The 9,807-nt window shown below is 48.2% G+C and carries 9 protein-coding genes; 1 reads left to right on the top strand and 8 read right to left on the bottom strand.

Going from position 1 to position 9,807, the window contains the following annotated elements:
* Positions 1 to 56 precede the first annotated feature (56 nt).
* The 6 genes from Q0294_RS09820 to Q0294_RS09795 all read right to left on the bottom strand — a co-directional run bounded on the left by Q0294_RS09820 (position 57) and on the right by Q0294_RS09795 (position 4,662).
* On the bottom strand, positions 57 to 473 hold the full coding sequence (locus Q0294_RS09820; protein ID WP_299464100.1) for a Minf_1886 family protein: 417 nt from the start codon (positions 471 to 473) through the stop codon (positions 57 to 59).
* Positions 474 to 666: 193 nt separating this feature from the next.
* Complete coding sequence (gene ricT, locus Q0294_RS09815) at positions 667 to 1,518, bottom strand: regulatory iron-sulfur-containing complex subunit RicT (RefSeq protein ID WP_299464097.1); 852 nt, start codon at positions 1,516 to 1,518, stop codon at positions 667 to 669.
* A 195-nt stretch (positions 1,519 to 1,713) separates the two neighbouring features.
* Positions 1,714 to 2,769 carry a DNA polymerase III subunit delta' gene (gene holB, locus Q0294_RS09810; protein ID WP_299464094.1) on the bottom strand — a complete coding sequence of 352 codons (1,056 nt, stop codon included), beginning with the start codon at positions 2,767 to 2,769 and terminating at the stop codon, positions 1,714 to 1,716.
* A complete protein-coding gene (locus Q0294_RS09805; RefSeq protein ID WP_299464091.1) occupies positions 2,766 to 3,029 on the bottom strand; it encodes a lipoyl domain-containing protein in 264 nt (87 codons plus the stop codon). Before Q0294_RS09805 ends, holB begins: the two co-directional genes overlap by 4 nt.
* On the bottom strand, positions 3,030 to 3,929 hold the full coding sequence (lipA, locus tag Q0294_RS09800) for a lipoyl synthase (protein ID WP_299464087.1): 900 nt from the start codon (positions 3,927 to 3,929) through the stop codon (positions 3,030 to 3,032).
* Positions 3,916 to 4,662: a hypothetical protein gene (locus Q0294_RS09795; RefSeq protein ID WP_299464084.1), complete on the bottom strand. Its 747-nt coding sequence runs from the start codon at positions 4,660 to 4,662 to the stop codon at positions 3,916 to 3,918. Before Q0294_RS09795 ends, lipA begins: the two co-directional genes overlap by 14 nt.
* 512 nt (positions 4,663 to 5,174) lie before the next feature.
* On the opposite strand from Q0294_RS09795, the gene Q0294_RS09790 reads away from it, so the two are divergent.
* Positions 5,175 to 7,307: a hypothetical protein gene (locus tag Q0294_RS09790; RefSeq protein WP_299464081.1), complete on the top strand. Its 2,133-nt coding sequence runs from the start codon at positions 5,175 to 5,177 to the stop codon at positions 7,305 to 7,307.
* Between the two features lie 130 nt (positions 7,308 to 7,437).
* Here Q0294_RS09790 and Q0294_RS09785 read toward each other — a convergent pair whose 3' ends face one another.
* Positions 7,438 to 8,964: a trypsin-like peptidase domain-containing protein gene (locus Q0294_RS09785; RefSeq protein ID WP_299464078.1), complete on the bottom strand. Its 1,527-nt coding sequence runs from the start codon at positions 8,962 to 8,964 to the stop codon at positions 7,438 to 7,440.
* Between the two features lie 285 nt (positions 8,965 to 9,249).
* The gene (locus Q0294_RS09780) at positions 9,250 to 9,660 is read right to left on the bottom strand and encodes a TraR/DksA family transcriptional regulator (RefSeq protein WP_299464075.1); all 411 of its coding nucleotides are present in this window, start codon (positions 9,658 to 9,660) and stop codon (positions 9,250 to 9,252) included.
* Between the last annotated feature and the right edge of the window lie 147 nt (positions 9,661 to 9,807).

Genomic DNA, 9,807 nt, shown 5'->3' with positions numbered 1-9,807 from the left:
GCAGGAGGGTCTGATAGCCGTCATCGGGAAGTGAAGAAAGGGCAGCCAGTGCGGAATCAGGCGTGCTCGGCTGTTCTACGATTGAAGACCTGGCTGGTGTCGATGATATAATCTGAATTAAAGACCTGTTCAAAGTCATAGAGATCTACGAAGTCTTCGAGCCGGTCGTTTTCTGTTTTTCGCATTCTGCCATGCTCAATCATCTCAAAGACCATCTTTCCGAAGTCTTTCGTTGTTTTAACCCCCCATTGTTTAAAAACAGTGGTGGTCATTAGGCCAAACTGTTTTAAGGCAAGTGCTCTTACACCTTCCAGAAGTTCCTGGCCGGATACATGAGCCTCTTCCTGCTCATTCTCGTTTATGATCGTACGCGCATAAATTTCCTGCGCCTCCTGCAAGGCTTCAAAAACAAAGTCATACGCATTGGGGTGGTATTGCAGCTTTGGTCGGGAAAGATTTGTGGCAGATGTCATTTTTTTCACCCATACCTTTTGAATTTGCTCTAATCAGGGCTCTTGCGCCAGCTAGAACTAGTGTTTCGATCTGGAAGCCTTTGGTCAAGACTTTCTTACCGGATAACAGCACAGATATTAAAAATATTCGAATTGGTCTTTCAGGGAAATCCATTCTGTCAGGGCCGGTTTTCCAGTCCTGCTCCCTTTTCGGTCATTCTTCGACAGGATGTTCGCCTTTTTTCTTTTTAATCACTTCCAGAATGTCTTTACGATGGACAATCATCCTGCGTGAGTCCTGGTAGACAACTTGTACGCATTCTGAAAGGATTTCCTGGTTCGTTACTTTTCCCTCACCCTGTGTGGTGATGACTGTGGAACCAATGGGAGGCAGATCCTTCTTATAACTTTTATAGGTATCGTATTCATATCGCAAACAGCATTTGAGTCGCCCGCATCGACCGGAAAGTTTATTCGGGTCGAGAGAGGTTTTTTGGAGCTTGGCCATTTTCATGGAAACCGGTGGCATTTCTGTGAGGTGGGTTCCACAGCAAACGGGTTTACCGCAATCGCCGTAATCTGCCAGCAGCTTGGCTTCATCGCGAACGCCGATCTGACGCATTTCAATTCGAGATCGATATTTTCGGGCCAATGATTTCACCAGCTCTCGAAAGTCGACGCGTTTCTCGGCGAGATAATAAAAAACCACTCTCTCACCACCAAAAAGATGTTCGACATCGACTAACTGCATTTGCAGTTTATGCTCTTTGACCAGATCCTGGCATCCCTGAAATTCATTCTTTTCTTCATGCCGGTTCTGGTCGCGTTGCCGATAATCATCATCCGTAACCTGGCGGATAATCCGGCCCGCCGGTTCGCTCTCTTTCATAAAGGTACGCACGCGCTCGGTTGCCGGAGATAAAACTTCTCCCCATTCGTGACCGCGGTCACTTTTGATAATCACAGCCGCGTTGCGGGGTAATTCCGGAATTCCTTTACAGGTGAATTCCCCAATCAGCCGTGTGGATCCATAGCGAACAATATAACCTGAAACTTCGATATTCATTTATGATAAATTCATTGAATTGAGAGTGAATAAGGCAGTCATCGTTCTATAGAAATAATCTGCAATTAAAATGGAAGACCGCCTGTGCCGAATTATTATAGCGAATGTGTACCAATCAATCCTTAATTATTCCAGGGGAAAACCATATTTTTGAAAAGCCACAGGCATTCACAAGGCAGGCTTGCAGAGACTGCATTATTTCATCTGTATACCCCTGAGGTCTTCGCTCAAGCTTTCAAAACACAAGGCGATTGTGGCATTTTTATCGATTTGTTCTTCCGTCTGAATCATGCGGTCCAGCAGATTCCCGATTTTTTCGATCCGGTCTTCCGTTTCTCCAGAGAAACCAGCCACAAATTTTCTGATCTGCTCGGAGTCGATACCGGAATTGTATCCGGAGGCGTGCTGTAATGCCTGGTGGTAAAAGTCGGCACAGAATTTGATAATCCAGTTGGCTGTCTTCCGTTGCGCTGCGGTATTCCCTCCAACATCATCAATCGCCTGGATCACGGTCTGCGCAAAAACCTGCGGCTGAAATGGTTTTTTGCTCAGATGCCGTGTGATACTGACTCGCAGTTCTTCTAAATTATCGTCGAGAAGCTGGCTGGCGATTTGCAGAGACCCTTCTGATAAACGTGCAATCTGGGCCGCTTGTGCTTCGGAATCGGCCAGTTGTTGCTGGAGTAATAGTTCTGCGACCTCTGCTTCCGATAAACGACCGAACCGGATGAGCTGGCAGCGGGAACGAATCGTCGGCAAAATGGAATCCATCTCGCTGGCGATTAAAATCATTAAATAGTTGGCAGTGGGTTCTTCGAGAGTCTTAAGTAAGGCGTTGGCACTCTCTGCATTCATTTTGTCTGCATCATCAATGATCGCGATTCGCCGGTTTCCCGACATGGGACGCAGGGACATTTCATAACAGACACCCTCACGACCTCGATGGTCGTCGCCGCCAATGATCAGGCTGAGTGGCAGAATCGCCTTGTCCGGAGGGCATTCGACAGAAATCAGGTCCGGATGCGTACCGGCGGCCATTTGTTTACAGGAATTGCACTCATGACAACAGGTTAATTCGTCGGCCGGAGTCTGCAGGCAAAACAGACATTGAGCGAGATGCAAGGCGACTCGTTTTTTCCCGATGCCGGCATCTCCCGCAAACAATAAAGCATGCGGCATGCGGCTGCGTGACAAAGCGCGATCCAGCATTTCAAGAATTGATCGATGGCCTCGTATTTGATCGGTTGTCATGCGGCATCCACATCGTTTTTCAAATTCTGGTCAATCCAGCCCAGGATTTTTCCTTCCCGGACTGCTTCCCCGGGCTGGCATTCACAGGCAATGAGAATGCCAGAGCAGGGGGCCTCGACATCAAATGTAATACCCGGTATCAAGAGCTCGACAACGCGGTCTCCTGTGACAACCGGTTCCCCCACTCGCGTGAGCCATAAACTCACTTTCATGTCCTGATTCGGACTGCCTACTGGGGGAACGAGAATCGGGGACGCCATTCAGGACTCGGTTCCCAGAACGGCAGCCATTTCTCCCGCATTATAACTGGATCGGACAAAGGGACCGCTGGCTACCAGTTTGAATCCCATGGCCCGGACCTGATCTCCGACCTCGTCAAATTCTTCCGGCGGTAGAAATCGTTCCACGGGCAAATTCTGAGGCGTGGGTTGCAGGTATTGTCCAATGGTAATCATATCGCAGCCAACAGCCCGCAGATCGGCACAGACTTCCAGAACCTCTTCTCTGGTTTCCCCGAGTCCGAGCATGATCCCGCTTTTCGTGATGATCGAAGGATCTGTTTCTTTGACCTGAATCAGCAGGTCCAGCGTGCGCTGGTAGACTGCGTTACGGCGAACGCGATGATAGAGTCGGGGCACCGTTTCCGTATTATGGTTGAATACATCAGGGTGTGCTTCGATCACCCGGTGAATGGCATTTCGATCGCCGCGGAAATCCGGGGTCAAAACTTCAATGTCTGCTCCCGTTCGTTCGCGCACTGCCAGAATACAATTATAAAAATGCTCCGCCCCGCCATCGGGTAAATCATCCCGTGTGACGGAAGTAATGACAACATGCTTAAGCCCCAGTCGTGCAGCCGCTTCTGCGACGCGTTCCGGTTCATCAATTTGTACTGTTTCTGTCTTGCCCTTCGGGATGGAACAGAATCCACAGGGCCGCGTGCAGACATTTCCCAGAATCATCAGGGTTGCCGTTTTGTGCGACCAGCACTCGGTGCGATTGGGGCACTTGGCACTTTCGCAAACAGTGACCAGATTCAAATCTTCGATGACGTTACTTGTAAAGGACATGCCCGGTGCCGGGAGCGGTCTTTTCAACCATTTCGGTAGCCGCTGCCTGGGGGCTGGTTGAGTATCTGACAAAATATTAAGAGTGGACATAAACTTTTTTCTTTATTTTATGCAGTAAGGGGTGTCGTGTAAAAAAATGTGTCTGGTCATATCCAAATTGTAATGCCAGCTGCCTGGTGATGCTCTCGCGAACCGAGCTCATACTGGCTTCACGCGTGAGCGTTGCTGACAGCGAAGTCAGACGGTGATCGTACGGATTGGAATCAATTAATCGCATTAATTTCATGTCTGGTGAAACATTAATATACAAACCATAGTAAGAAATCCACGATTTAATCGCAGCCCCCACGAAGGCAAACTGTCCACAACGGCCGAAAATACCTGCCGCACCGGGTTGAGTTTTTGCTTCCACCCCTTGTTCCGCAGCCATGTTGATCATCGACTGTTCCAGCCTGGCTTGATAGTCGTGAATTCCCAAGCCCATTTGTTTGAGTGGAAAGATAGGGTAAACGGCCAATTGTCCCGGTAGATGAAAGAGTGCGCCACCACCCCGGTTAATCCAGCGAACTTCAATCTGGCCCGCTTTAAACTCCTGATTGGAACCTGTTAACTGGCTGTGACTTCCCTCCCGACCTACGGTAATCAGGGGAGGATGCTCACACACAAACAGCACACCCTGCTCGGTCTGCTGCTGCCGTATTTCCTGTAAGGCCGATTCCTGTAAAACCTGCAAAGCGTCAAAATCAACGCAGCCCAGCATATAGACCTTCATCGCCCGGTTTGGATGTTTCGAACGGTGCATGCTTTGAGAATGTGTGTTCATGGCGATTCGGGTAACAGGAACGAGTTTACTCCCCTCAAGGACCTTGTATTAGACCCCAGCACTATTTTCAGGCTTTCTATTCGGGAGTCAATCAGCCGCAGTTCGTTTTTATGATAGCGAAGTTGGTAATACTGAACGGGTACAAAAGTCACCTTTTGCTGGATCACCGCAGCAGATTGGCTTTGCATTTGATTTTACGAAGCTGGTTGGCAAAACCAACTGCGTAATGCCTGATAAGATTTAAACTTACGGATTATTTATCCATTCTGACGAACCGGCAGGTTAGGAATCGTCACAACCGGAATATTTTATAATTCCGGTTTATTTTAAAAAATCAGCATATCTCATTCAATTCCGGAAATCCTCACAGCCGATATAGAGAGATGGATAGAAATCATTAACCCGTTTTGTAATTTATCTGAACTTACCCGCTCACAAGCCTCGTCATGTCAAATCAAATCAAGATTCAATTCCTGTCCAGCAGAAAATGCCAATCGGTAAGGAGAAACAAAATGCGACGCGGAAAAAAGATGCTCGCGATATTTTCAACTATGGTAATGAGTGCGAGTATCGCAACCGCCGATGATCGCATGTTCGAATCGAAGTCTCCCTTCGACAAGGTTCCCCCTTCAAAAGCGGCAAACCAGTACTTCTCGAATCAGGATGATGAAGCGATGTCATCTGAAGTTGGCAGGACTGGCAGCGTCACGATTTCACAGCCGAAACAGAATTCCGCTGTCAGAAATCAAACGCCTCAATACAAACCATCCGATAAAGCCAAACTCTCACAGGTGCCCAATTACTACAAAGAGTTGTTTGGCCAGGAGCGTCCTTATCGCCGGCTGGAAGAAAAGACGCAGGCACCTGTCGGCAAACAGTCATCGCTCCAGCAGATTGGACACGCTGCCCCCGCCGACACTCAGAATAAATACCGCTTCGAAGAATTTAATGCTGAGCCGTCTGGTAAGAAAAATATCGTGCATGCAGAATTTCAGCAGGGCGATCATCAAGGTGCCAGCGGGAAAATTCAGCAGATCAGTGCTGCAGATGGTAATCAGCAATTCCGCTTGCCGACTGAACTCGGTCAGGAAGCTCCAAAAACAAATCAGTTAACGATTCCTCAAATTCCTGAGCGTAAGAGTGTCGAAAACAAACACCATTTAACATTCGGGAATACTCAACCGGATGTGAAAACGACTCAGCCTTCGGGAATTACGATTACCTCATCGCCACAAAGTCGGCGCGTCGTCGAAACTCCCCAGCTGCCCGTTGGTGCCTCTTCGGAAGTTGTTGCTTCAAAAGTCACGCACAAGTGGATTAAGAAAAGTGAAATCAATGTAGGCCAGGAATGTGAATTTGAACTGGAAATCAAAAACGAAGGCAAGCAAATCGCCAAAGATGTTCTAGTGGAAGCCTTCTTTCCCATTACGGTTCGCTTGACGAAATCCGTTCCTACTCCGAGTTCCAGCCGCGATCATCTGGAATGGAAATTTGATTCACTGCAGGCAGGCGAAACAAAAACGATTCAGGTATCCATGATCCCAAGTCAGCGTGGTGCGATATCTGCTACTGCCAGCGTGCGGTGTACGAATACTTTAACCGAATCATTTATGGTGGCTGAACCACTGCTGCAAGTTGCCGTGCAAGGTCCGACGAACGTGATGATTGGCGAGCCTGCTTCTCAGTCTGTCACCATCTCCAATCCGGGAACGGGAACACTGCATAATGTTGTTCTTGAAGCAGAAATCCCCAAGGGTCTGGAGCATGTCACTGCAGAATATCTGCAAATGCAGGTAGGTTCTCTAAATCCAGGTGAGTCTCGTACGATTCGGCTGGCTCTGGCTGCTGTCATGGGTGGCGAACAGATTGTTAAAGTGATGGCGAAAGCCGAAGGTGGTCTGGTTCAGGCGAGTCAGGCCCGCGTGAATGTTATTGCTCCTAAAATGCAGGTTGCGATTGACGGGCCCGGACTTCGTTACAAAGGGCGAAGTGCTCAGTATGCAGTCACAACCATCAATGACGGTGCGGCTGCGACAAACAACGTGAGAATTTTACACAAGGTTCCCGATGGATTCGAGTTTGTGAAAGCCGATCACGGCGGACAGTTCAATCCAGAAGACTCAACAATCAGTTGGTTCCTGGGTCGGATGGAGCCAGGTCAGTCTGCAAACGTGAATGTGGAATTGAAAACCAAGACGATTGGAAACTATGTCCATCATGTCCGGGCGATGTCTGAGCATAATGTCAAAACGGATGCTCAGCTGCAAACTCGAATTGAAGGCACAGCTCAGCTTGTCCTGGAAATCTCAGATTTGGATGATCCTGTCGAAATTGGGACTGAAACTGGCTACAAAGTGGTTGTCAAAAATGATGGTAGCAAGTCTGCCTCGAACGTTTCGATTTCCTGCGAACTTCCACCGGGAGTCGAATTGATCTCTGCCACCGGTCCGACTCAGCACATTGCCGAGAATGGTGTGGTTGTCTTCAAATCTCTGGGAGATCTGGCACCGGGAGATTCGGTCAACTATCAGGTCATCGTCCGGGGTACAGTCGAAGGGAACCATCGCTTCAGAGCACGGCTTGCCAGCGACTCCATCCGCGATCCACTGCTGTTTGAAGAATTGACTCGATTCTATCGAGACTAACAAGAATCAGTAAGCAAGATTTAAAAACGAAACCAGGTCAGAATCATTCTGACCTGGTTTTTTTCTTTGAAGCAGAACCCTTTTGAGGTACGCATCTTATTTCAGAAGGAGACACCAAGCTTTTTTCCGGTTATTGATTCTGCTGCCAGATAAATAACTGATGGTGAGGTTTTCCTTTGTTGCCGTTGGATACTTTCAGTACCAGGGAATTGAGGGTCTGATGCTGATGTAAAGCCTGCTGGAATTCACTCAGATTATGCACGGGAGTGCCGGCAACTTCTTCGATCACATCATATAAGTGAACCACTCCGTAGAGCGAGCTTTGTTGATCGACATTCATCACCAGCAAGCCTGACTGAGATTTCTCGAATCCCAACTGAATCGCCAGTTCTTCATTCATGGTGTATAATTGCAATCCGGCGAGGGCATCTGGAGCTTTTTGATCTTTTACGCGCTGAAAGCTCATTGGTTCCACTGAAGTCCCCGGTCGTCGTGAAGACTGTTGAGACTCTTTTTGTTTCCGTTCCAGTTCGTCAAGAATTTTACGGTCAGCCAGTTCCACCATGACGTTTACCTTGCGACCATTTCGCAGCATGACCACGCTGACTCTCTGGTCGATCGGAGTCAGACTGACCAGATTGATCAAATGATTCTGATCGAGAACATCAATGCCGCCGAAGCTCAGAATAATGTCGTCATATTTCAAATTCGCACGGGAAGCGGGAGTATTCGAGATGACCTTAACAACGCGGGCTCCGCGAACGCGATCCATGGTTAAACGAGTTGCGGTCGCGATACTGAATTCGGGATCGAGTTGTACGCCGAGATAAGCCCGATAGACCTGACCATATTTGACAAGCTGATTAAAGACGTGTCGAACCAGTTTACTGGGAATACTGAAGCCGATGCCATCATTTCCGCCGCTGTTGGAGGCAATCGCCGTGTTGATCCCGATGATTTTTCCTTCGAGATCAATTAACGGTCCACCACTGTTTCCCGGGTTAATAGCGGCATCTGTCTGTAAAAAGTTCTGGTTGAGCACCTCGGATCCGCTGCCTAATTGAAGCGAACGACGGCCTTTGGCGCTGATGATTCCCAATGTGACGGATTCACTCAATCCGAATGGACTTCCCATCGCCAGAACCATGTGTCCGATATCCAGCTTGTCGCTGTCTCCCCATTCGGCAGGGGTTACATCAGTGATATTGATTTTTAAAATCGCTAAATCGGTGTCTTTATCTTCCCACTTGCGTTCCGGATGAATTTCGCGGCCGTCGTGCAATCGAATGGAAATCGAGTTGCCATTGGAATCACGAACCACATGCCGGTTCGTGACGATAAACAAGCCGGGAGTCCCTTCGCCTCGCACAATGACGCCTGACCCCGTTTCCTCTACCGCGCCACGTGGTGTTTGTCTCTCACATTGAATGTGTACCACGCTGGGGGTTGCCAGTTTTGCGATTTTGGCCAGGTGTTTACTGCCTTCGTGCAGCGATGTCAGTGGAAGGATGGCTGTGTTCTGTTGCCCGGGATTTCCCGATGAAGGAACTTTTGCTTCCAGTTGTTTTGACGCCAGGGGGGACTCAAAACAGGTATTCCATAGTGAAGCAGAGGCAATTAGTGCAAGCACTAATCCAAGCGAATATCGATTTTTCATATTGCAAATCTCTCAGCGTGACTCAGGACCGTTTTTGCATTCCAGCTATTTCTAGCTACGGCAAAATAAGGCACTCCTTCGCCAACTGCCGGACGATTTGATTACTGGAAATTGACTGATCGAAAGTGGATCAGGCGATTATCAGTAATACAAAGGGCCCCTGGACTGATTGCAACAAGACTCTCCAGAAATTAAATCAGGTATGAGGGAAAATGGTTTGCGGAGAGATGAATAAGCTCAATCAAGTCGGACGGACCCTCTGTCGCTTATTATCGGGAAGGAAGTTTATTTTTCGAGATCTAAATCGTGAATTCTGACTTCATGATCGTTAAGCCGGTCTTCAAATTCGTAGGCGTTCTCCCAATCGCTATGAACGGTCTGACTGGACAAGCCCATTGATTCGCGCTGTTGCGCACAATCGACGCAAAACATCGTATAGGGAACCGCATTGAGCCGTGCAATCGGTATACTTTTATTGCAGTTTTCGCAATGACCGTAACGCCCCTCCTGAATCAATGAGATCGCACGGCGAATCTGCATTAACTCATTGTATTCCATTTCTGCTAAATGAGACTCCAGTCCCTGGCGCGTCTCGCGAATTGCTGCATCGCCGCTGTCTTCTACAGATTCCTGGCTGGCAGAAGAGCCCTCTGAACTACCGATCACCAGCTTCTTGAGCTCATCTCGTCTATTCAAAAGCTGCTTGTGCAACCTGATTATTGCATCTTTTCGTACCACTATCTCTTCCCCTCATAAAGATCAATTGCAGCAAGCAAATTCAAAAGTTGATTTCCCACAAAGCATAGCTTTTAAATTGGCTCAAGAAAGGAGAAACATTCCTGG

The sequence above is a fragment of the uncultured Gimesia sp. genome (assembly GCF_937919775.1).
Taxonomy (GTDB): domain Bacteria; phylum Planctomycetota; class Planctomycetia; order Planctomycetales; family Planctomycetaceae; genus Gimesia.
Note: the sequence above shows the minus strand (reverse complement) of the source record. Positions and strands in the feature narration are given on the sequence as shown.